Source organism: Sphingomonas sp. CCH21-G11 (assembly GCF_001555965.1).
Classification (GTDB): Bacteria; Pseudomonadota; Alphaproteobacteria; order Sphingomonadales; family Sphingomonadaceae; genus Sphingomonas.
Genome location: NZ_LSHX01000003.1, coordinates 55211 through 75454 on the forward strand (window position 1 = coordinate 55211; position 20244 = coordinate 75454).

Annotated in this window: 22 protein-coding genes and 1 tRNA gene; 13 read left to right on the forward strand and 10 right to left on the reverse strand. The window is 63.5% G+C overall.

The window, feature by feature from the left end; translation table 11 throughout:
* Positions 1-43 precede the first annotated feature (43 nt).
* Positions 44-496 carry a VOC family protein gene (locus AX676_RS00970; RefSeq protein WP_156437631.1) on the reverse strand — a complete coding sequence of 151 codons (453 nt, stop codon included), beginning with the start codon at positions 494-496 and terminating at the stop codon, positions 44-46.
* 124 nt (positions 497-620) lie between these two features.
* Between AX676_RS00970 and AX676_RS00975 the strand changes: the two genes are divergently transcribed.
* The 6 genes from AX676_RS00975 (at position 621) to AX676_RS01000 (ending at position 5616) form a co-directional block, all read left to right on the forward strand.
* Entirely contained in the window at positions 621-1355 is a 735-nt protein-coding gene (locus AX676_RS00975; protein ID WP_197417028.1) for a helix-turn-helix transcriptional regulator, read from the forward strand.
* A 249-nt stretch (positions 1356-1604) separates the two neighbouring features.
* The gene (locus tag AX676_RS00980) at positions 1605-1916 is read left to right on the forward strand and encodes a PadR family transcriptional regulator (RefSeq protein WP_066476986.1); all 312 of its coding nucleotides are present in this window, start codon (positions 1605-1607) and stop codon (positions 1914-1916) included.
* Positions 1913-3049 carry a hypothetical protein gene (locus AX676_RS00985; protein WP_156437630.1) on the forward strand — a complete coding sequence of 379 codons (1137 nt, stop codon included), beginning with the start codon at positions 1913-1915 and terminating at the stop codon, positions 3047-3049. The genes AX676_RS00980 and AX676_RS00985 overlap by 4 nt, the downstream gene beginning before the upstream one ends.
* Complete coding sequence (locus AX676_RS00990) at positions 3040-3939, forward strand: alpha/beta hydrolase-fold protein (protein ID WP_066476982.1); 900 nt, start codon at positions 3040-3042, stop codon at positions 3937-3939. Before AX676_RS00985 ends, AX676_RS00990 begins: the two co-directional genes overlap by 10 nt.
* An 83-nt stretch (positions 3940-4022) precedes the next feature.
* The gene (locus AX676_RS00995; protein ID WP_066476980.1) at positions 4023-5033 is read left to right on the forward strand and encodes an alpha/beta hydrolase; all 1011 of its coding nucleotides are present in this window, start codon (positions 4023-4025) and stop codon (positions 5031-5033) included.
* Positions 5034-5184: 151 nt separating this feature from the next.
* On the forward strand, positions 5185-5616 hold the full coding sequence (locus tag AX676_RS01000) for a VOC family protein (RefSeq protein ID WP_066476979.1): 432 nt from the start codon (positions 5185-5187) through the stop codon (positions 5614-5616).
* Between the two features lie 134 nt (positions 5617-5750).
* Here the strand turns inward: AX676_RS01000 and AX676_RS18195 are convergent, their stop codons facing one another.
* On the reverse strand, positions 5751-6080 hold the full coding sequence (locus tag AX676_RS18195) for a hypothetical protein (RefSeq protein WP_231725984.1): 330 nt from the start codon (positions 6078-6080) through the stop codon (positions 5751-5753).
* Here AX676_RS18195 and AX676_RS18200 point away from each other — a divergent pair.
* From AX676_RS18200 to AX676_RS01015, 3 genes are all read left to right on the forward strand, one after another.
* On the forward strand, positions 6018-6146 hold the full coding sequence (locus AX676_RS18200) for a helix-turn-helix domain-containing protein (RefSeq protein ID WP_231725983.1): 129 nt from the start codon (positions 6018-6020) through the stop codon (positions 6144-6146). The two genes, AX676_RS18195 and AX676_RS18200, sit on opposite strands and share 63 nt — an antisense overlap.
* Before the next feature lie 77 nt (positions 6147-6223).
* The gene (locus tag AX676_RS01010; protein ID WP_231725980.1) at positions 6224-6784 is read left to right on the forward strand and encodes a GNAT family N-acetyltransferase; all 561 of its coding nucleotides are present in this window, start codon (positions 6224-6226) and stop codon (positions 6782-6784) included.
* 112 nt (positions 6785-6896) lie between these two features.
* Positions 6897-7613: an MOSC domain-containing protein gene (locus AX676_RS01015; protein ID WP_066476976.1), complete on the forward strand. Its 717-nt coding sequence runs from the start codon at positions 6897-6899 to the stop codon at positions 7611-7613.
* Positions 7614-7763: 150 nt separating this feature from the next.
* Here the strand turns inward: AX676_RS01015 and AX676_RS01020 are convergent, their stop codons facing one another.
* Both AX676_RS01020 and AX676_RS01025 read right to left on the reverse strand, forming a co-directional pair.
* Complete coding sequence (locus AX676_RS01020; RefSeq protein WP_066476968.1) at positions 7764-8582, reverse strand: sterol desaturase family protein; 819 nt, start codon at positions 8580-8582, stop codon at positions 7764-7766.
* A 76-nt stretch (positions 8583-8658) separates the two neighbouring features.
* Positions 8659-9705 carry a helix-turn-helix domain-containing protein gene (locus AX676_RS01025; RefSeq protein WP_066544048.1) on the reverse strand — a complete coding sequence of 349 codons (1047 nt, stop codon included), beginning with the start codon at positions 9703-9705 and terminating at the stop codon, positions 8659-8661.
* Positions 9706-9914: 209 nt separating this feature from the next.
* On the opposite strand from AX676_RS01025, the gene AX676_RS01030 reads away from it, so the two are divergent.
* A complete protein-coding gene (locus AX676_RS01030) occupies positions 9915-10226 on the forward strand; it encodes a UrcA family protein (protein WP_156437629.1) in 312 nt (103 codons plus the stop codon).
* Between the two features lie 641 nt (positions 10227-10867).
* Here AX676_RS01030 and AX676_RS01035 read toward each other — a convergent pair.
* From AX676_RS01035 to AX676_RS01055, 5 genes are all read right to left on the reverse strand, one after another.
* Positions 10868-11464 carry an HAD-IA family hydrolase gene (locus AX676_RS01035; RefSeq protein ID WP_231725981.1) on the reverse strand — a complete coding sequence of 199 codons (597 nt, stop codon included), beginning with the start codon at positions 11462-11464 and terminating at the stop codon, positions 10868-10870.
* A gap of 103 nt (positions 11465-11567) precedes the next feature.
* Entirely contained in the window at positions 11568-12311 is a 744-nt protein-coding gene (locus tag AX676_RS01040) for a class I SAM-dependent methyltransferase (RefSeq protein ID WP_066476959.1), read from the reverse strand.
* A 139-nt stretch (positions 12312-12450) separates the two neighbouring features.
* A complete protein-coding gene (locus AX676_RS01045) occupies positions 12451-12936 on the reverse strand; it encodes an acyl-CoA thioester hydrolase/BAAT C-terminal domain-containing protein (RefSeq protein WP_197417029.1) in 486 nt (161 codons plus the stop codon).
* Between the two features lie 81 nt (positions 12937-13017).
* Positions 13018-14388: a sensor histidine kinase gene (locus AX676_RS01050; protein ID WP_066476953.1), complete on the reverse strand. Its 1371-nt coding sequence runs from the start codon at positions 14386-14388 to the stop codon at positions 13018-13020.
* A complete protein-coding gene (locus AX676_RS01055) occupies positions 14385-15110 on the reverse strand; it encodes a response regulator (protein ID WP_066476950.1) in 726 nt (241 codons plus the stop codon). The genes AX676_RS01050 and AX676_RS01055 overlap by 4 nt, the downstream gene beginning before the upstream one ends.
* A gap of 264 nt (positions 15111-15374) precedes the next feature.
* Between AX676_RS01055 and AX676_RS01060 the strand changes: the two genes are divergently transcribed.
* Together AX676_RS01060 and AX676_RS01065 are read left to right on the forward strand one after the other, a co-directional pair.
* Positions 15375-17897 carry a TonB-dependent receptor domain-containing protein gene (locus AX676_RS01060; RefSeq protein ID WP_231725982.1) on the forward strand — a complete coding sequence of 841 codons (2523 nt, stop codon included), beginning with the start codon at positions 15375-15377 and terminating at the stop codon, positions 17895-17897.
* A 57-nt stretch (positions 17898-17954) separates the two neighbouring features.
* Positions 17955-18476: an aspartyl protease family protein gene (locus AX676_RS01065; protein ID WP_082731286.1), complete on the forward strand. Its 522-nt coding sequence runs from the start codon at positions 17955-17957 to the stop codon at positions 18474-18476.
* A 718-nt stretch (positions 18477-19194) separates the two neighbouring features.
* Here AX676_RS01065 and AX676_RS01070 read toward each other — a convergent pair.
* Positions 19195-19287 (reverse strand) — tRNA-Ser (locus AX676_RS01070).
* Positions 19288-19488: 201 nt separating this feature from the next.
* Here AX676_RS01070 and AX676_RS01075 point away from each other — a divergent pair.
* Entirely contained in the window at positions 19489-20244 is a 756-nt protein-coding gene (locus AX676_RS01075; protein ID WP_066477098.1) for a DUF1134 domain-containing protein, read from the forward strand.

Below are 20244 nucleotides of genomic sequence, written 5' to 3' on the forward strand. Positions count from 1 at the left end.
CTCGATCGCCCAGTAAGCCAGTGTGAGATCCCGTCGGACATGCTCAGCCAGCGCTGGGCTTGAACTCGAAGAACTCGAGGACGTTGCCGTCAGGATCAGTCATGCGGAAGAACCTGAAAGGCCCCTCGCTCACGATGCCGGGCGCCTCGATGCTGCCGGGCGCAACCGATGATGCATGCGCGAAGGCCTGCTCGATATCGGCGACCTTGATGTACGGCCGGACGCTTCCGGCTCGCGGCTCATTGGCGGCATAGGCTTTGCGCGAGACGATGCCGAACAAACCGCCGGCCAAATTGAAACCGATCAATGCAGGGGTTCGCACTTCGGGCGACGTCTCCAGAAGCACCTCATAGAAGCGCGCGGACCGTTCGACATCGTCAGCAAGGACGTAGAGGCCAAACCGCTCCACGGAGATCGACTGCGCCATCGCTGGGGTGGCTTGCGTGATCAGCGCTCCAGCAACCAAGGTCGCAATTAGGGCTTGCCGCAGTTTCATAATTTCATCCCTCCTTCTTGACGTATGACACCATGTGCCACGGCGCTGCTGCCAACATGCTGTCAGCATGGTACGACATGCATGTAAGCCGATAGAGGAGTGCTCGGTGCGGCGTGCGGAGCGATTGTTTGAGATCCTGCAGATCCTGCGACGTGCGCGTACGCCCGTCACGGCCGAGACCATTGCCAGTGAACTCGAGGTATCGAAAAGATCCGTTTATCGCGACATAGCTGCCCTGCTCGCGTTGCGGGTGCCGATCAGGGGCGAGGCAGGTGTCGGATATGTCCTTGAGCGGGGGTTCGATCTTCCGCCGCTGATGCTTACCCCTGACGAGCTCGATGCAGCCATTCTCGGCGCGAACTGGGTCCTGACCCGTGGCGAACCGGAGATGGCGCTTGCCGCGCGCAACCTCGTTGCCAAGCTCGAGGCCGTCGTGCCGGAGGAGCTGCGTGGTCAGATCGCGGTTCCGACCACCTCGGTCGCACCCGTCCCACCATCCGCCGACCTGATCAGCAGTGCTTCCTTGCGGCGCGCGATCCGTGACCGGCGCAAGGTTCACATCGTCTACCGCGATTCTTTGGAAAGCAGCAGCGAGCGGACAATCTGGCCAGTCATGCTGGGCTACCGCGACGCCGGTAGAATTCTGGCCGCCTGGTGCGAACTGCGCGGCGACTTCCGTTTTTTCCGAACCGACCGGATGCTCGCAATGGACGTTCTGGAGCAGGTCATTCCTGAGCGCGCTCAGGTTCTACGCACCAGATGGCGCGACGCCATGGACAAGGAGCGGGAACGATATGTCCGTGCCGAAGACCACAAGCGTCAGGAGCAAAATCCCGCGGCTGCGCCCAAAGATTGCTGACGCTGGTGCTGGCTAGCACCTGTCAAGGACGCAGGCGCAGCTCAGGGCACGAATTGCAGCATGTCGTGCCCTGCATCGCGCCCCGCCTCGACAGGCCTCTGCCATGCGTTGAGAAGCGGTTCGATGTTTTCCTCGGCAAGCCCGCTCGTCGACCAGCACGTTGCCTGACCAGTGAGTGCCGCCCTTCTTCCCAGAGTCTGATCGACAAACAACTTGACGCCAACTCTACATAGGTAGAGTTATTGCCACATGACTCGCACACGCTCCTTTTCGCCAGCTGCCAGGCGGGTACTCGCCGCTCTGCTCGATAAAGCCGGATCCTGGTCCTATGGCTATGATCTGGCCAAAATCACCGGGATCAAGTCGGGCACGCTCTACCCCTTGCTGATCCGCCTGGAAGAGAGAGGCCTGCTTGAAACCGAATGGCAGCCGCCCGCCGAAACCGGTCGTCCGCCCCGCCACATTTACAGGCTGACGGCAGCGGGGATCGAGGTGGCGCGAGCCAACCCCATCGTGCCGGCGGGCTCGGACCGCTCCTCGCTGCGGGAGGTGCGCATATGAGCCGCAGGGCCCTGCGCCAATTGTCCAACTGGATCCTTGGCCGACTGGTCGGGCTGGCACCCGCTCATATGCAGAATTGGGCTGAGGCGGTGCGGGCCGAAGCTGCGGCCATTGCCGACGACGGTGAGGCACTGCGCTTTGCCGCCGGGGCAGGCTCGGGTCTGGCGCTCACCTTCATCAAGACCCGGCTGAGCGATGCTCTTGGCCTTGCCAGCGACCGCCTCGGGCCGCGCCGTCTTGCCGCTCTGGCTGCCACGGCGGCCGTGATGATCGGCGTGATCCATCTCCACGTTGCCGACGCGTCGTCATCCATGATCCTCGTGAACCTTGCCTCGCTTGGCGTCGGTCTGGCGCTGCTGGCGGGCGCGGCAGTCTGGCAAGGCGCTTCTGACCGTGGACGCGCCATCGCAGCGCTCAGCATGGCCGGATTGCTGGTGCTGACGAGCCTGTTCGGAGTTGCCTCACATGGCGTTGTGCGTTGGGTCGCGGCCGGGCCGCTGCTGGTGCAATCGAGCCTGATCCTGCTGCCCGCCCTGTTGACGATGTTCGCGCGCAAGACCACGGCTGCGGGCGCGGCGGCGCTGGTGGTTGCTGCGGTGGCCATGGCGATGCAACCCGACCGGGCGATGGCAGGCGCGATGGTAGCAGGGATCGCCATGCTCTGGCTGCTGCACCGCAACCGGCAGGTGGCCATTGTGCTCGCGGCAAGCGCGTCGGGCTTTGTGGCCACGCTGGTGCGGGCCGACAACCTTCCCCCGGTGCGTTTTACCGAGGGCGTGTTCACGCAGACCTGGCAGGTGCACCCGCTGCTCGGCTTTGCTGTAGCGAGCGCAGGCGCGCTGCTGTTGTTGCCAGCTGCAGCCTTCGGCCCCCGTGACAGCGATTGCGCGCGGCAATGCGCGGTATTCGGCGCAATCTGGCTCGCGATCATTCTGGCTGCTGTGATCGGCAATTATCCGACGCCGCTGGTGGGATACGGCGGCAGCGCGATCATCGGATACCTGCTCAGCGCCTGCATGCTTCCGCCAACGCCGCTGGCCCGCCAAGGGCTTCATTCCGCCGTCAAGCAGTCCGCACGCTCGCAGCCCGACAACTTGGCCCGCCTGTTCCCGAGGAGGACGTCATGCGCCTGACCCTGCGCCATCCCCGCCGTGCGATCACCCTAGGTTTGGTCGCCGTCCTGTTGGCTTGCGGCTATTGGGCCTGGCGCACGCTGACGACACCGCAGGGCGCGCAGACCGTAGCCTTCACCCCCGCGTCGGAGGAATGCGCCAGCGACGGGCCTATGAAGTACTGCGTCTACCGCGCGCGCGGAGGGACCAATGGCGATATTGTCTATCACCTGCATGGCCGCAATCTCGACGAGCGCATCTGGAACGACGCGACCTATTACACGGGCCTGCTTCAGGCGCAGTGGCAGGCAAAGGGCGTTCGCCCGCCGACGGTGGTGACGCTGTCCTATGGCGGAAGCTGGCTGCTGTCCCCCAAGGGCGCTGCCCCCGACAGCGGCTTGCTGGAGGACATGATCGAGCGGTTTCCTGCCATCGAGAAAAAGCTGGGCACGCCGCGGCGGCGTATCCTGTTGGGGGAATCGATGGGCGGGCTCAATGTGCTGATCGCGGGGCTGGCCTATCCTGATCGCTTTGCCCGCATCGCCGCGCTGTGCCCCGGCGTCTACAAGGTCTCTCCCTTTGCGCCGATCAGTGAAATCAGGGCCGGCTTGGTTCGTACTGGCGCTGATCCGAAGGTCGCCTTCGGCATCTGGATGCTGGCCCGCCGTCACTACAGCAATGACCGCGAGTGGCGCGCCACCTCACCGCTGACCTTGATCGAGCAGGCGGGGCCCCAGTCCCCGGCGCTCTATTTGTCGAACGGACTGTATGACGCCTTCGGCAATTTCGAGGGAACACAGGCACTGGCCGAGCGGGCCCGCGCCCGCGCCGTCCAGACCGAGTGGCATCCGCTTTACGGGGGGCACTGCGCATTGGACGCGCCCTCGGTTGCCGCGTTTCTGGTCGCGTGACGGCCACAAAAGGGGAACATGATGATGAGGTTTGGGAAGCCAGCATCGCAAAACATTGCTGATTAAAAACAAGGGCTTGAAACGTGCTGCGACATCTCATTTTAGTGACCTCCTTACTCTTGTGTCTGGGCCTTGCTGGCTCTGCCTGCGGTCAAGCCAAGGAGCAGGAAACCGCGCCTGAACGGATCGAGATTCCGAAGGTGGAGAAGGAAGGGGTGTGGAAACCGGACGATGGCGGAACGCAGCTGCCGCTGTGGCCTGCCAACGTCGCTTTGGCGCAGCCAGACAGCGGCGCTCATCCTGAATACACCGGCAACGGCTCGCCGCTGGTGGGCGGGCGCAAATGGCATTGGGCGACCTATGTCACCCGGCCGACCATGACGATCTATCGTCCGAAGGGTCGCAACACCGGCACCGCCATGCTCGTCATTCCCGGAGGTGGATTCTACGCTGTGGCAACCGACCTCGAAGGCACCGAAGTGTGCGACTGGGTCACCCGGCAAGGCATGACCTGCGCCATGCTCAAATACCGTACGCCGCAAGTCTGGCCGCGTGCTGATGGGAAACAGCAGCGACCAAAGGTCTTGCTGGGCCTGGAAGATGCGCAGCGCGCCATCAGTCTGCTGCGCGAACGGGCCTCGGCCTATGGCATCGATCCGCACCGGATCGGAGCGATCGGGTTTTCGGCAGGCGCATACCTCGTCATCAACATGAGCAACACGGTTGTACGGACCTATCCCTTGACCGACGCTGCGGATCAGCAATCACCGCGGCCGGATTTCGCCGTTGTTGCCTATAACGCTCGCGTGCTGGACAACAGCAAGGGCAGGAACAGTCTGGAACTGCAGCCCTGGGTCGAGATCAGCCCGGACGCGCCGCCCACGCTCATCATTCATGCGATGAACGACTCCGTCGACGATGTGCGGGAGCCGATGGCCTACGCCCTTGCACTCAATGACGCGGGCGTGCCGGTCGACATGCGGCTTTATGCAAAGGGAGGGCATGCTTTCGGCATGCGGCCGACTGCGGATCCGATCACCCGCCGGTGGCCGCAGCATCTTGAAGAGTGGCTGCGCGACATAAAGATGTTGTGAGTGATCGCAGGAGGAGTGAGGTAGGCGGTGATCGAAGCCCGACCATCAACACGCCGGCGGGGAGTTGTTCTTGCCGATTGGGGCCAAAAGCGATGGGACTGAATAACTTCGAACAAGGCGAAATTTCGTTTCTTCTACCCGGGGCTTCCAAATGAGCGAGCGCAAAAGTGCGGGCGTATGCGGGCTGAACCACATCACGCTGGCGGTGGCCGACGTACAGCGGTCCGTGATGTTTTACCGAGACGTCCTCGGTTGTTCGGTCCGGGCGTTGTGGGATGATGGCGCCTACCTAGAGGCTGGCGCACTCTGGCTATGCCTATCGCGTGACGATCTTGTGAGAACGTCGCCGCATCCAGACTACACGCACTTCGCATTCAGCGTCCCTGACGGCGAATTCGCTGAGATCAGTGCGAGACTGCGAGAAGCCTGCAAAGTCTGGAAGGACAATAGCAGCGAAGGGGATTCAATCTACTTCCTCGATCCGGATGGGCACAAGCTGGAGGTTCATGTCGGCGATATCGAAACGAGACTAGCTCACTATCGAAGTGATCCTTCGAAGATCGTAAAGGTCTTCGACGATTGATCGTGCAGTGCCTTCTAGGGAGGTTGTTTTGAAGACATCTATAAGGATTCCACGCCGCTCCTGATCGCGGCGGGATGGATAACGGATGTACGGTTTTCCTGTGGAGAGCAACTGACGAACAGGCGACGGGAACCTTATCTTCTGGAGACAAAGCCATCGGGCGTGAGCGTCATCTTGGCCAGGTCGAGTCCGCTCGCCAGCGCCCCTTGACGTGCGGCCTTGGCAAGCCGTTCAAGCATCTCAGGTTCGCGCGCCCATTGATCAAGGCCCGATCCCAGCATTGCTGCTTGCAGCAGCAGAGCCTCGGCAAACTCTTGGCGCTCGGCATCGCTGGCCTCGGCACGGGTCTGACCCCGCATGCCTACATCATCCAGCGGCGGCTCGAACTGGGCAAATCGCTGATCCGCAGCGGCGTTGGCCTCGCCGACGCTGGCTGCGAGGCAGGCTTTGCTGACCAGAGCCATTTCCACCGCGCATTCGTTCGGCGCTTCGGCATGACCCCGGGTGCCTATGCTGCGGCCATGCGCTGAGCGGCTGCAATTTCATTCAAGATCGTAACGTGCCGCTCGGATAGGTCCTGTGCACCGCAGCTGTCGGGGGGAAGTCAGTGGACCGGAATGCAAAAGATGCCCGCCCCTATGCCATCAAGCTGTGTTCCAAGCGCGAAAACCAGCAAATCAATGCCATCATCAATGATGCCGCAGTCGCATACAAAGGCGTGATCCCCGACGATCGCTGGCATGAGCCTTGTATGCCATCGGATGAGCTGGAAGCCGAGGTCGCTGCCGGGGTCCGGTTCACGGGCTACACCATCAACGGTCACTTGGTCGGCGTGATGGGCATACAGCATGTTCGCAACGTCCGCCTGATCAGGCATGCCTACGTGCTATCGGATCACCAAGGCCTCGGGATCGGCTCGGCTTTGATCCACCACCTGCGTGGCACTGGGACTTCTCCCATCCTGATCGGAACTTGGGCCGCTGCTTACTGGGCCATAGGTTTCTATCAGAGACATGGTTTCGGGCTCGTCCCCGAACCGGTAATGGCGCAACTCCCGAAGACATATTGGGATGTGCCCGAACGGCAGATCGAGACATCCGTGGTGTTAGCGGCACCTGCATTGACGGTTGACAGCGCTCAGCAGCTGATCGCTGCCGCCTGCACATGATCCGGAGCAGGCGAATGGTCTGCAACGTGGTCCGGGGTGGTCAGCGCTGATCCGTCGCTACCCGGGAAATCGCGGAGAGGCTTTTTAGCCATCACAACGAGGCTATATTTCAATGAACGAAATTCTCGGGCGCGTTCTGGAGATCGTGCGATATCCGGTAAAGTCGATGGCGGGGGAGCGGATGCCTGTCGCCGAGATGGACTGGCAAGGGCTCGAGGGCGATCGGCAATACGGGTTCGTGCGTCGTAGCAATACAACACGCTTCCCGTGGTTAACGGCCCGCGAATTGTCGGACTTGGTGCTTTACCGAGCTGCTTATGACGATCCTGGAAGTCCCCGTACCTCGAAAGTAACGGTGGTTGCTCCCGACGGCAGGGAGCTTTCGCTCAGCGATCCGGGGCTAATTGCAGCGCTGGAAGCGGAGGCGGGAGAACCGCTCAGTTTGATGCAGCTCGGTATCGGCGCTTATGATTCGATGCCTGTTTCGATCGTGACCACCGCGAGCTTGAAGAAACTAGACGCGGTGCATGGTGCGTCGCTCGATCGACGCCGGTTCCGAACGAACATAATCGTTGAGAGCGATTGCCTGGACGAGGCTTGGCAAGGGCAGCGGATCGGTTTCGGCGAGGCCGGCGGCGCTGAACTCCTGATCGCTTATGGGGCGCCGCGCTGCGCCATGATCACGATCGACCCTGACACGGCCAAGCGCGACGCGCAGGTTTTACGCACCGTTGCGCAGCGTTTTGGAAACGCCTTCACAATGTATGCCTCGATTGCCCGGCCTGGCATCCTGCGCGAAGGCGACGAAGTGAGGTTCGTCGGGCCTTGAAACTCAAATTGCCGGAGCCGGCCGTTCGAATGAAATCCGAATGGATCAAGGGGATCGGGGAGACGTTTTGATGGGCCGAGCGCAGTTGGCGCATCTTCAATCAATGGGCCGGCCCCTTTTTATTTGGAAGCAATTGCGAGGAAGGTACGCTTACGCGGTCACTTCGTCGCAGCTTTCCGCCTTGATCTGCTGTGTGCGCCCCGTCACTTCGCGAAACTTCTCGTGGTAACGCGGATGCTCGGTCCCCATCCACTTGTCCCACCAGGTGAAATAGAGGCCGTAATTGGTGGCAAAGCCGCCATTGTGATGCAGGTCGTGGTGGACCGTGGTGTTGATCCAGCGCGTCAGCGGCGAATCCAGCCACCAGCGGGGGAAGAACTCGAACCCGGCATGGCCCATCGCGTTGCGGATGATCTGGAAGTTCAGCCAGGTGAACATCACCCAGCCGGGCGTCGGCACGAAGAATTGCCACAGCGGCACGAACGCGAACGCCACTGCCGCCTCGGGCATCGCAAAGCTGTAGGCGGCCCATGGCGTCGGCGTGATCGACCTGTGATGCGCGCGGTGGAAGAACCGGAACAGGCGCGGGTGGTGCATCATCCGGTGTGTCCAGTAGAAATAGGCATCATGCGCGATGGTGATCGCAGCCAGGATCAGCACATCCACACCCAACCCAACACTGACGCCGAGGACATCGTAGAACACCCCGACTTCGCGCCCCCAGAGCAGAAGGCAAATGCCGATGGTGTAGACGAACACCGATTGCAGAGACTGCGCAACTTCGCGCCGCATGTCGGCGAGGCTTGCCTCCCGCTTCTGGATTTTGCGCGCCTTCAGCCCCGTTCGCCGCAGCTGCCACACGATCGCGAATGTCACCGAGGCGGCGATCAGGTAGCGGTTGAGATCGAAGGTGAAGATGTAAAGCCCCCGTTCCAGCAGGATATCGAGCGGCGGAATTCCGGTCGGCATGGTGTGGTCCTCAAGGCAGAGTCTCGGTGCCTTTTCCGGAGACCGCCCCGCCATGCGCTCATCTGCTCGAAACCGGCTAGCCGATTTCGGAAACAACCAGCGCCCGGGCGCGAAATTCACTCGGGGTCATGCCCTCTGCCTCGCGGAAGGCGCGGTTGAAGGGGCCGAGCGAGCCGAAACCGGCATCAAGCGCGATGGTGATGATGGGCACCCCCCTCTGCGCGGGATCGGCCAGCGCAGACTTCACCTCGGCGATGCGGTAACCGTTAAGGAAGGCGGAGAAATTGCGGTGCCCGAGCTGGCCGTTGATGGTGCGGCGCAGGCGATATTCCTGCTCGCCCAGCTGGGCGGCGAGCTTTGCAATGGTCAGCCCTTCATCCCGCCACACCTTGTGCCCCTCCATGTGGCTGCGCAGCTTGTCAGCGAGCGGGCCATCAACCGCTGGCCGTGCCGAGCCAGGGCATACGGTGGCCACTGGTCCGAACAGGTCGGCCTGCCGCATCCCGAACATCGCGGCGCAAAAGCCGAGCGAGATCGCAACAATGCTGCCGTTGACGACGCCGAGCAACCAACCGGGCATGCCCAGATTATACACCGCGATCTGGGCAACCGCGATGACCACGACATAGAACGCGACCGCTGCGACCAACCGGGGCCGCAGGCGGCGCCTGCTCTCGATCAAGTCGCCCTCACGCCCGCGCCATACCTCCCACAGGGCGGCTGATGCGAACAAAAGCATACCGCCCCGGAACAGCGCGCCCGCGATCTGATTGATGATCCCGCCATCAGCACGGCTAACGAACATCACAAGGCTGTTGAGCGCGGCCAATCCCACCAAGGCCAGATCGCGGACCCGGATATGCGTTTCGTCGTTGAACCAGGCCTTGGCAAACAGCCAGAATATCCCCGCCGTGGAAGCGCCGAATATTGAAAGGGCAAGGCTCCCGATCGCGGGAATCGAGAGACTCTTTGAGGTCTGAAGCAGGTAGCAGATGATCGCCAGCGCCATGGCGATCGCAAGCTTAGCGGCAAGCTGATCACGGTGATCGCGAATCAGGATCCAGCCCCACAGGGCAAGCAAGACGATCGACCCACCACGCGCCATCAGGTCGAGCTGTTCCAAGCCTGTCATCGGCGCTCGGCTGCCAGAGCCCGGCAAGAGCGACAAGCCGATTTCGGAATCAACCAGCCGTTACAAACACGACCAGCCCGCCCGGATCCGAAAACAATCAGCCCGTTTTGATACGCAGCAAGCGTCAGGCGCGCCCGGCGACCAATCCCGATGCATCACCGCTCAGATGAGTGGGCGGCGAGGTATCGAAGGAAGTGATCATGAAGCGCCTACACGCCCTGCTTGCCGCCACCAGCCTCGTGGCCTCGGCCAACGCAGCCGCTGCCTCCGTTCCGCAGAGCATTACGGTCAAGGTCGGCACCCTCGATCTCGGTTCGGACAAAGGGCAACGCATTTTGGCGATGCGCATTCAGCGCGCGGCAATCGCGTTGTGCAGAAGCCAAGTGGTGCCGAGCCTGCCGTCCAACTTCCGGCAGGAACGGGAGTGCATCCGGGAAGCGAAAGCCAGCGCCGAAGCCGCTGTGAAAACCTTGACTGCGGCGGCCTCGTTAACGTCGAGCAAGGACAGTTGACGCTGCAGATCTGATCGAGCTGGGCGGGAAGGACGGCGCTAGGCTGCCATCGGGTGGAGAGCGGAATCGCCGCTTCAACTTCCGCGCGTCGGCTGACATTCAGGACCGCTCGTTCGGGGACGGGGATCGAGTTAGCCAGGCATGAAACCCGCTTCGCGAGACACCGAGCGCCCCGGACATCCATGCCACCGGTCAGCCTCCGACCAAACCGAACAGGCAGAAAAAAGCGAATATCAGCGGGGCAACACCGAAGGTGCCAAACTCTCGAAGAAACTTGCGCATCGCCTGAGACGATAGCGCGAGCAGACCCTCACGCCAATGTTCGCTACGGGGTCGGTGTCCGAATGTCGGCTGCTGGCAGAAACAGGCCGAAGCAGCCGGACAGATTTCGAGATCGCGGGCTGGCCTCAGCTATGACCGGTGATGGGCGGATTCCGGAGTGGCAGCTAAAGAGAATTCAGCATCGCGACGGTTTGATCTTCAAAGCACTTATCGTTCATAAGAGTATCTCACCGAACCGCGCCCCCTCACGCAACAACGTGGTCGTTTTCAGAATGGTGGCTTGCGCTGAGAAACCCGTTGACGCTGCATGGCGGATATAGTGCTTGTGAACACTGCCGCCGAGGTTGGCTCCGGGTTGTTCAACGGTATTCCCACTGCATCACTTGCATCAGTTCCCGGACAGTGCTGCTCCCAGTCCACAGTGCGGCAGTCCAACCGCATTCTCTTGCCGCTTCCACGTTTTCGATCTTGTCGTCGATGAAAAAGATCGCTGCGGGAGGGATCTGCACAGCGGCTTCAACCGCCCGGTAGAAGGCATGATCGGGCTTGGAACAGCCGAGCGAGGCAGCGTAGTGCATCCCGTCGAAGCTATCGCGCAGCGCCAGCCGATCCCAAAGGTATGCGGCCCGTTCATGTTCCTGGACTGTCGCCAGATGAAGCGCGAAGCCTGCCTTTCGCAGGTGCTGAAGCTCTGCCAGCAAACGCTCGTCGATATGCGCGTCACTCTCGAACCAGTATTCGATCAGCGCTGCCGGAGAGACCGAGGGCGCAATTTCGGCGAGAGCGAGTGCCAGTCGATCCCGCAGTGCAGCACGTCCGTGCACGACATCAGTCCAATGGCGACGGAAAAATCGGTCATGCAGCACGGAAGGCGGGATGCCGAGGTCGTTTTCGAGATTGGCAGACCATGCACCTCCATTCGGGTGCGTAATGAGGACGCCGTCGACATCCACCATGATTGCCTTTCGCCGCATACTTCCCCTTCCGCCTTCTTCCCCGAAGGCACGCGAGGGCTGCCACGATCGCGGTGGCTCCCCGCTGATGGCCGGCGCCGGGTGGCTAGCCGTCCTGCTGCGGGTTGCCGATCACCAGCCGGTATCCTGCATCATATTCCTGCTGATCGCGAAGATGGCCGTGCTTGCTGTCCCACTGCCCGGTTTCCAGATCATGCGACAAACGCGCAAGGCCCTGCTCCAGCCCTTGGATCGACCAGAAAGAAGAGCTTCCCGACCTGATCCGCGCGTCCAGATAGGCCTCCGGCCGCCGCCAATAGGCGTAGAGGAAACCGTCCGTGCAATCATGCGGAACCAGGACCGGCGCAATCGACACCGAGCCGAGCCATTCTTCATATTGCTTCATTTGCGGCATTTGGCCTTCGTCGAGCGAAACGAGTTCGGGCAGGTAGTCGGTCAACCATGGCTGGTGCGCCGGGTCGAAAGTCAGCAGCACGATGGGCCCACGCGTCACCCTCCGGATTTCGCGCAGGCCTGCAGCTTTGTCGGGCCAATGGTGGATGGTCAGAATTGCCATCGCGGCATCGAAGGACTGATCTTCGAAGGGAAGGTGCTCGGCGCTCGCCTGAATTACGGGATAGGCCGACGACCTTCGCTTGCGGATCATTTCAATCGACGGCTCGACAGCTGTGACTTGTCTATCGACAGGCTCATATGACCCGGTTCCCGCTCCGACGTTCAAGACGCTCGCGGCCGTTCCCAGAGCATGGTTGATCTGCCTGGCGATCCGGGGATCCGGCAATCGCAGCTGGTCGTAATTGATCCCGATCTTGTCGTAGCGTGCCATCATCGGTCCAGGTTCCCATCTGCAAAACCTCGGCAATGGCACCGGGAACCCCAGCGGGTCATCCCCTGCGAGGCGGCGAGCCGGCTGGCCGGGACCACCTCAAGCGCACTCGCGCCCAGCCGCAATGCCCGGAGACTGATCGTCATGGAGCGGCCTTGCCAGCAGGGGGCTCGTTCAGAGCAGTTGCAAGGAAGGCGATGGTGCGCGGCCAGCCATCCTTGCGCGCGGCGAGATTGCCCTGTCCGGTGCCGCCGAACACCGTCAGCATGAAGGGCACCGGCTTGCCTTCGGGAAGCGGCGGGCCGACCCCGAAGTGCCCGGCATCCTTGTAGGCGAGCAGCGTGGTTGCCAGGCCTGCGCCGCTGCCATCACGCCGCGCCTCGACCGCGCGCGCCATCGGGCACGACGGCCACAGGCTGTCTTCCTCGCCGCACAGCAGCAGCACCGGCCCGGCGATCCGTTCCACCGGTATTACCGCTTCGGGATGCCGCGGCAGCGCGGCGAGCGCCGGGGTATAGACATCGCTGCTGAACCCGCCCGGTGTAAGTGGCAGGAAGGGCACAGGCTTGCCGCCCTCGCTCCAGCCCCGCAACTCAATTACATAAGGGGAATTGCCAGAAGCGGCCATTACACTTCCGGAGTGACGACGGTGGCTGGTCTCGATCGTCTTGCGTGGGCATGGCATGACGTATCGATCCGCGATTAGAATTCACGCCGCCGGCAAGCGCAGTATCGCTGTGATTCCGCCGCCCGGTGTATCGCGTAGCGCGAAGGCGCCTGCATGCTGTGCTGCGAAATTGTGAACTATGCTCAGCCCCAAACCTGCCCCGCCTGTGTCGCGATTGCGCGAGCTTTCACCGCGTTCAAAGGGACGCAGCAGGCGCTCTCGATCCGTCTTGGGAATGCCCGGGCCCTCGTCGCGCACCGAGATGGCAACCTCACCCTGCGAATTCGCGATACTGACCGTGCCGCCACCGGCGTAGGTCACGGCATTGCTGAGCAGGTTCTCGATCGCCCGGCGGAAAGCGGATTCCGGGACCCGGATCTGCGCATCCTCGCCAGATTCGAGAACGATCGTTTCGCGCCCGGCATGCATCTCGTCGATGATCAGCTCGAGTGCAGCGCGCACGTCGATCAGCGCGGCCGGTGCCGCTGCGTCGCGGGCGAAATTGAGCACCTCGCCTATCATCGCCTGCATCCGCTCGACGTCATGTACCATGCGCGCACGTTGCGGTTCGAGCACGCCTTCGATCCGCAGGCGCAGGCCGGTGAGCGGTGTGCGCAGGTCATGGGCGATGGCCGTAAGCATACGAGCACGCTCTGTTGCCTCTTCGGCCAAGCGGTTCTGCATAGCAATGATCGCAGCTGCCGCCTCGCGCAGTTCGCGCGGCCCCTCCTGCCGGATCAACGCGGCATCGCTACCGAGCGCCCCGGCGAGCGCGCGGAACGGGCGCGTCAGCCGCCGCGCGAAGAACCAAGCGAGCGGTGCCAGCAGCAGCAGGCTGACGGCCAGTGCAATGAGGATGCTGCGCTGCCATCCACCAAGGAACGGCTCGGCAGGCTTGACGACCAGCCAGCGGCCGTCTGGCTGTCTCAGGCTGGCGGCGTAAGCCGGCAGCGGCAGATCGAGCAGCACCTGACGCAAGGCCTTTGTTGCAGCACCAGCTTCAACCACCTTGAGCTTCGCTGCGTCGCGCTCGCGCAGGACAATTGTAGCGGGCAGGTCTTTGCCGAAGACACGTATCACCTCGTCCTTCGGCATCGCACGAACACTTATCGCGACTGCCGGTGCCGCATCAAGCCGGGTCACCCGCAGATCCTCGACAGACCTGCCGAGTTCGGCAGCAATCAGGCCTTCGACCACGGGGATACGCGGGCCGGCGGGCGGCGCGGCGGCAATGCGCCGGTCGAACCCAAGGGTCTGCGTGCGTAGCGCCATGATCGCTTCTGACGCCACGATCCGCGCGGCCGGGGGCGGTGGCGCGGCGAGCACGATGGCTGCGGTGGTGGTCACGCTCAGCACCGCCACCGCGACCCCGAAGCCTCCGATCGACACAAGGGCGCTGGGCGCGCGCTTCACGCCCGCTGCACCGCCGGAAGGAACCGGTAACCCGCGCCGCGCACGGTCTCGATCAGCGGGGCCGGGTCCGCTTCGGCGAGCTTGCGGCGCAACCGGCTGACGGCGATGTCGATGGCGCGGTCATAGGGCGCGGCATCGACCCCGCGGGCAAGGTCAAGCAGGACATCGCGCGACAGGATGCGCCCGGGCCGCCTGACAAAGGCGGCGAGCAACGCGTGTTCGCCTTCGGTCAGCATCATGGGAATGCCTGAAGGAGCGCGCAGGCGTCTCTGCTCGACATCGAACCACCACCCCGCGAACATCAATGCCTCACCTGACGCGTCCCGGAGTTCGCCCCGGTCGGCCGCCGGACGTCGCAGCAGCGCCCGCACCCGCGCCAGCAACTCGCGCGGTTCGAAGGGCTTGGTCATGTAATCCCAGGCGCCGACCTCGAGCCCCACGATCCGGTCGGTCACGGCGTCGAGCGCACTGAGCATGAGGATAGGTGTCCCGCCCGCGCCCAGTCGCCGGCACAGCGACAGCCCGTCCTCGCCGGGCATCATGACGTCGAGCACGATCAGGTCGGCGGGCGCTGCCGTCAGTGCGCGGTCGCACGCCACCGCATTCTCCGCCGCGCGCACCGCATAGCCGTGCATCCCCAGAAAATCGGCGATTGCGTCGCGAATGCTCGCATCGTCGTCGACGACGAGGATCGCGCTCGGGAAATCGGACAGGGGTGTCATGGCGGACGGGATAACAGGGCTTTGTAGCATTCGCGTATCACGACTCGTTACACCCGCGCCATCCGGTCGATACGCAAGGCTGCTCTTGTCCCCGCCAGGTTCACAAACTTGGAGATTTGTGTGACAGGCAGATGGTGCGGAATTGCAGCGGGGCTTCTTGTGGGCGCGGCGCCGAGCACGGTGCTGGCGCAGGCGGCCGACAGGGCGAAAGCGCCCCCAGTTGCGGCCGATGCACAAGGCGCTCAGCAGAACGAGGCCGCAGCCTTGCCGAAGCGAGTCTTCTACGGCCCCGATGGCAAGCCGCTTCCCCCGGAACTCGCGCGGCAGATCGAGGAACGACTGAAGGACCCGCTGCCTCCGCCCAGCGCCTCAGCCGGGCAGCCCTCAGTGCGGGTCCAGACACTCGACGGCAAACCGCTGCCGCCCGAGCTCGCCCGGAAACTGCTCGAGCAATATGGCGATCAGCTTCCCCCCGAAGCGCGCGAGGCCGCACGCGCGGCTGCGGGCACGGCGGAAGCCGGCGAAGGTGCGGCTGCTGCGAGCGATGCGCCGCCGAAGTCCGATGAAATCGTCGTGTCCGGCGAGCGCCCGCGCGGATCGGTGAACAGCGACATCCCGCCCGAACGCAGCTTCAGCCAGCTCGATATCCGCGCCTTCGGTGCCGAGAACATCGGCGCGCTGCTCGATACCATCGCCCCCCAGACCGCCAGCAACCGCGGTCGGGGTGACGCGCCGCCGGTGACGCTGCTCAACGGGCGGCGGGTCTCCGACTTCGCGGAAATCGCGAGGATCCCTTCCGAAGCGATCGAGCGCATGGAAATCTTCCCCGAGGAACTCGCGCTGCAATATGGTTACCGGGCCGACCAGAAGGTGGTGAACATCGTCACCTTCCCGCGCTACCAGTCGCGGGTGGGGCAGGCGAGCTTTCTGACCCCGGGCGAAGGCGGACGGGAAACCGGCATCGGCAACGCCGACTATCTGCGGATCGCCGGCGATACCCGCATCGCGCTCGGCGCGACCTATTCGCACGCGGACAACCTGCTCGAAAGCGAACGCGACGTGCGGCAGTTCGCGGCAAGCCCCGAGCTGGGCGAGGTCCGCACGCTGCTCCCCGAAAACGAGCGCTTCGGGGTCAACGGTGTGCTCAGCGGGCATGTGTTGAAGGACATCTCGGCAACCCTCAACGGGCGGGTCGATGTCAGCCGCAACGACAGCCTGCTCGGGCGCGGCCAGGGGCGGATCCTGCAGCGCGACAGTGACCAGACGCTGGTGCATGTCGGCACCACCATCGGCGGCCGCCTTGGTCGGTGGCAATGGACTGCGCTCGGCAATTTCGACCGGACCGAGGGCGAGGTGCTGACCGATGCGGCGGATACGCCGTTACGGCGCGACACCGCGCTCTTGACCGATACGCTGTTCAACGCCGATTTCCTCGCTTCGGGCCCGCTTGCCACGCTGCCTGCGGGTCCGCTGTCGGCAAGCCTGCGGGTCGGGGGAGAATTCCGCGACTTCACGGGCCGGGCGAGCTTTGGCGGCACCGCAACGCTGGCCGACCTGTCGCGCGACCGTGGCGGCCTGCAGGCGGATGTCGCCATCCCCATTCTGAGCCGCACCGAGGAGAAAGCCTCGCCGCTCGGCAACCTGACGCTCAATGGCAATGTCGCCTACGATCGTCTGTCGGATGCGGGAGACCTTTGGACCTATGGCTTCGGGCTCAACTGGTCGCCCGCCAAGGCCATCGATCTCGTCGCGTCCTTCACGCGCGAAGAGGGCGCGCCCACGCTGGAGCAGCTGGGCGGCCCGACGCTGATCACGCCGAACCTGCGCACCTTCGACTTCGTCCGCCGCGAGGTGGTCGACATCGATCGCGTCACCGGCGGCAATCCTGCGCTCGCCAATGACGATCGCCGCCTGTTCCGGCTCGGCGTGACCCTGCGGCCGCTCGCCAAGACCGACTTCAGCATCAGCGCCGATTACGTGCGCAGCCGGACCGACAATCCTGTTTCCACCTTCCCGATCCTCACCTCGCTGATCGAGACGGCCTTTCCCGAGCGCTTTACTCGCGATGCGTCGGGCCGCCTCCAACAGATCGATGCCCGCGCGGTCAACTTCGCCGAGGCGCGCCAGCAGCAGCTGCGCTGGGGGGTCAATTTCACCCGCCCGCTCGGCAAGGTGCCGGAATACCTGCGCGATGCGCGGGTAAAGGTGGTAACCAGCGAGGCCGAGGTGAAGCGGCTGTTCCCGAACGCTCAACTGATCCGCCCCGAACCCGGCAGCGCGACCGCGCAAGGGGCGGCCAACCTGACGAGCCGCCTTTATCTCAGCCTCTACCATAACTGGTATTTCGAGGACGAGATCACCTTGCGCCGCGGTGGACCGCGGCTGGATCTGCTGGATGGCGGCGCGGTCGATTTCCTCGGCGGCCGGCGGCGGCACGAGGTTGATCTCCAGGCGGGCGCGTTCAAGGGCGGGTGGGGGGCGCGGGTCTCTGCCAACTGGCGCAGCGCGACTGCGGTGCGCGATCCGGGCCAGCCCGCGAGCGACCTGCGCTTCGACGACTATGCGATCGTCAACCTCAACCTGTTTGCCAATCTCTCCGAAGCGCTCGGCGGCAAGAAGCCTCCTGCATGGCTGAAGGGCACCCGCGTATCGCTGGGAGTCACCAACCTGTTCAACACCCGCCCACAGGTGCGCGACGCCGTCGGTTCGGTGCCGCTGAGCTACCAGCCGGCTTATCTCGACCCGCTCGGCAGGGTGATCAGCCTCAGCCTGCGCAAGCTCATCTGACCGCCCGGTGCCGCCGGGTCGGCCATCCATTCAACCGCCACTTGTGAGGTATTCTTCATGCGTCCCATTGCCCCAATCATCGTCGCCCTTGCCATGATCCTTCCTGCACCTGCACCGGCTGCACCGCCCAAACCCGGCGAAGTCAGCCGCTTCCTCGCGAGCAAGGGCTTTACGGTCTTGAAGCTCACCAAGCTTCCCACTGGTCACGAGATCGTCGACGTTGAGATAAATGGGCAGGCGGGCACCTTCGTGCTCGACTCCGGCGCGGGTGCGACCGTGGTGCGGCATGACCGGCTTGGGAAGTTCGGGCTCGGCGCAGCATCCGGCGAGGCGCAGGGAGCCGGCGCCGGGGGCAGCATCGCGATTACCAGCCATCCGATCGAGAGCATCGCGCTCGGCGGCAGGGCCGTGCCCTTGAAGCGGGTCTACAGCACCAATCTCGACAGCGTTGTCGCGCGGCTGAAGACGGCCACGGGCACGGAGATCGACGGGGTCGTCGGCCAGGACATCCTCAGCGGTTTTTCCGGGATCATTAACATCGGATCGAGCGAGCTCTACCTCAAGCTTCCCGCAGACTAAACTGACACAGAAAGGCTCATTGGCACGGTCGCTGCGCGATAAGGAAGACGGTCCGGCAGCTTCTGCAAAGAAGCAGACGTTCCAACCATCGGCGGTGGGCAGCTGAAACTGGGTCGGAAGCCGACAACCGTGTCTTCCCACCGGTCGGGCCGAACCTGCCCGGCTGGCAGTCGAACGACACCCATCGAATTATCAGCGGTGGCAGGGCTCGGCGCGCGTCGGCAGCCAGCGCCCATCGCCCGCGCTATGGTAGTACAGACGGAGAAGTGCATTCGTTATGTTTATTTGGCACGGGGCGAAAGTGTACCGCTGTCAGTTCCAATCAAGTTTGAATTGGAACCAGAAGGGTTGCCCATCTCAACGATGCGCGCCTTTTCAACCTCTTGCATTCATTCAATTTGGATCTGACTTGCCCTGACCTGGCCAGTCAGATTTGGCGGAGAAGCTTCCATTCCCGGAAAGGCCGGGATTTCCGCCATTTCAAGACGTGATGTTTCGCGTAGGGGGTGTACTGGTTTCCAGCTTCCACGGTCGCACCGGCATGGCTGCTCGAATGGCATTGCGGTCGACGGCCGCGCCCCTGCTGAGAAATGTTGAGGTGCGCGCCGATTGAACGAATTCAGCCGCACGCGTTCGCCCCAAGCGCAACGCCTATCGGGGAGCGGTTATGGGAACCGGCAGCCTAACTTGAATTTAATCGCCGAAAATCGGTGGATAGTGGCGGAGACGGAGGGATTCGAACCCTCGGTAGGAGTAATCCCCCTACGGCGGTTTAGCAAACCGCTGGTTTCAGCCACTCACCCACGTCTCCGAGCGCTGGAGCGCGCGCTATAGCCGGGCGATGGTCGACAGGCAACTGGCGATGGCGGGGATCGCACGTCCCCGGCGGCGAACCCCGATCGGCGGCGTTCGGCGCGAATTCGACTCGGATCACCGCGCGTTCATTGCCGGTCAAGGTGTGGCACCGGTAAGATGAGGCGTGGCTTTGCGCTTTCAAGCGGGGATGATCGAGATGCGGACGTCATGGCTGATCTGGATGGGTATCGCCCTGGCGATGGCAACGCCTGCGCATGCGCAGATGCGGACCGTCGACCCAAATGACGTGATCGACGGCGATCTCGACGGATCGCGGGCGCTGCCGCCGCGATCGGCCCCCGCGCCCGCCACGCCCGCACCGGTCGAAAGTCCGCCGCCGGCCGCAGGGACGGGTCTGCCCGCACCCGACACATCAGTATCCGGCGCGGCGCCCGCCGGCTCGACCCTTGCCTCGCCGACCGCGACGGCATCGACCTATCAGCGCGAGGACCTGATCAACGCGGCCGAAGGCGTGTTCGGCAAGGGTGCCGAGGGCCTGGCCGGCATCGTCGAGAACATCCTGCGCGACCAGGGCGAGCCCAATGCCTATATCGCAGGTCGCGAGGTGTCGGGCGCGTTCGTGCTCGGGCTGCGATACGGATCGGGGCTGATGCAGCACAAGGTCGAGGGCGAGCGCCCGGTCTTCTGGACCGGCCCCTCGGTCGGCTTCGACGTCGGCGGCGACGCGGCAAAGGTCTTCGTGCTCGTCTATAACCTGTATGATTCGCAGGAACTTTACCGGCGTTATCCTGCCGCCGAGGGGCGGGTCTATTTCGTCGGCGGCTTCGCGGCGACCTATATGCGGCGCGGCGATGTCGTGCTCATCCCGATCAGGCTGGGCGTCGGCTGGCGGCTCGCCGCCAATGTCGGCTATATGAAGTTCAGCGAAAAGAGCCGCCTGCTGCCCTTCTGA

Bases quoted from the DNA above. Each gene is read 5' to 3' on its own strand.
- AX676_RS00970 (WP_156437631.1), bottom strand. From the start codon at position 496: ATGAAACTGCGGCAAGCCCTAATTGCGACCTTGGTTGCTGGAGCGCTG.
- AX676_RS00980 (WP_066476986.1), top strand. From the start codon at position 1,605: ATGACTCGCACACGCTCCTTTTCGCCAGCTGCCAGGCGGGTACTCGCC.
- AX676_RS00985 (WP_156437630.1), top strand. From the start codon at position 1,913: ATGAGCCGCAGGGCCCTGCGCCAATTGTCCAACTGGATCCTTGGCCGA.
- AX676_RS00990 (WP_066476982.1), top strand. From the start codon at position 3,040: ATGCGCCTGACCCTGCGCCATCCCCGCCGTGCGATCACCCTAGGTTTG.
- AX676_RS01000 (WP_066476979.1), top strand. From the start codon at position 5,185: ATGAGCGAGCGCAAAAGTGCGGGCGTATGCGGGCTGAACCACATCACG.
- AX676_RS18195 (WP_231725984.1), bottom strand. From the start codon at position 6,080: ATGGCTCTGGTCAGCAAAGCCTGCCTCGCAGCCAGCGTCGGCGAGGCC.
- AX676_RS01015 (WP_066476976.1), top strand. From the start codon at position 6,897: ATGAACGAAATTCTCGGGCGCGTTCTGGAGATCGTGCGATATCCGGTA.
- AX676_RS01020 (WP_066476968.1), bottom strand. From the start codon at position 8,582: ATGCCGACCGGAATTCCGCCGCTCGATATCCTGCTGGAACGGGGGCTT.
- AX676_RS01030 (WP_156437629.1), top strand. From the start codon at position 9,915: ATGAAGCGCCTACACGCCCTGCTTGCCGCCACCAGCCTCGTGGCCTCG.
- AX676_RS01035 (WP_231725981.1), bottom strand. From the start codon at position 11,464: ATGGTGGATGTCGACGGCGTCCTCATTACGCACCCGAATGGAGGTGCA.
- AX676_RS01040 (WP_066476959.1), bottom strand. From the start codon at position 12,311: ATGATGGCACGCTACGACAAGATCGGGATCAATTACGACCAGCTGCGA.
- AX676_RS01045 (WP_197417029.1), bottom strand. From the start codon at position 12,936: ATGGCCGCTTCTGGCAATTCCCCTTATGTAATTGAGTTGCGGGGCTGG.
- AX676_RS01055 (WP_066476950.1), bottom strand. From the start codon at position 15,110: ATGACACCCCTGTCCGATTTCCCGAGCGCGATCCTCGTCGTCGACGAC.
- AX676_RS01065 (WP_082731286.1), top strand. From the start codon at position 17,955: ATGCGTCCCATTGCCCCAATCATCGTCGCCCTTGCCATGATCCTTCCT.
- AX676_RS01075 (WP_066477098.1), top strand. From the start codon at position 19,489: ATGCGGACGTCATGGCTGATCTGGATGGGTATCGCCCTGGCGATGGCA.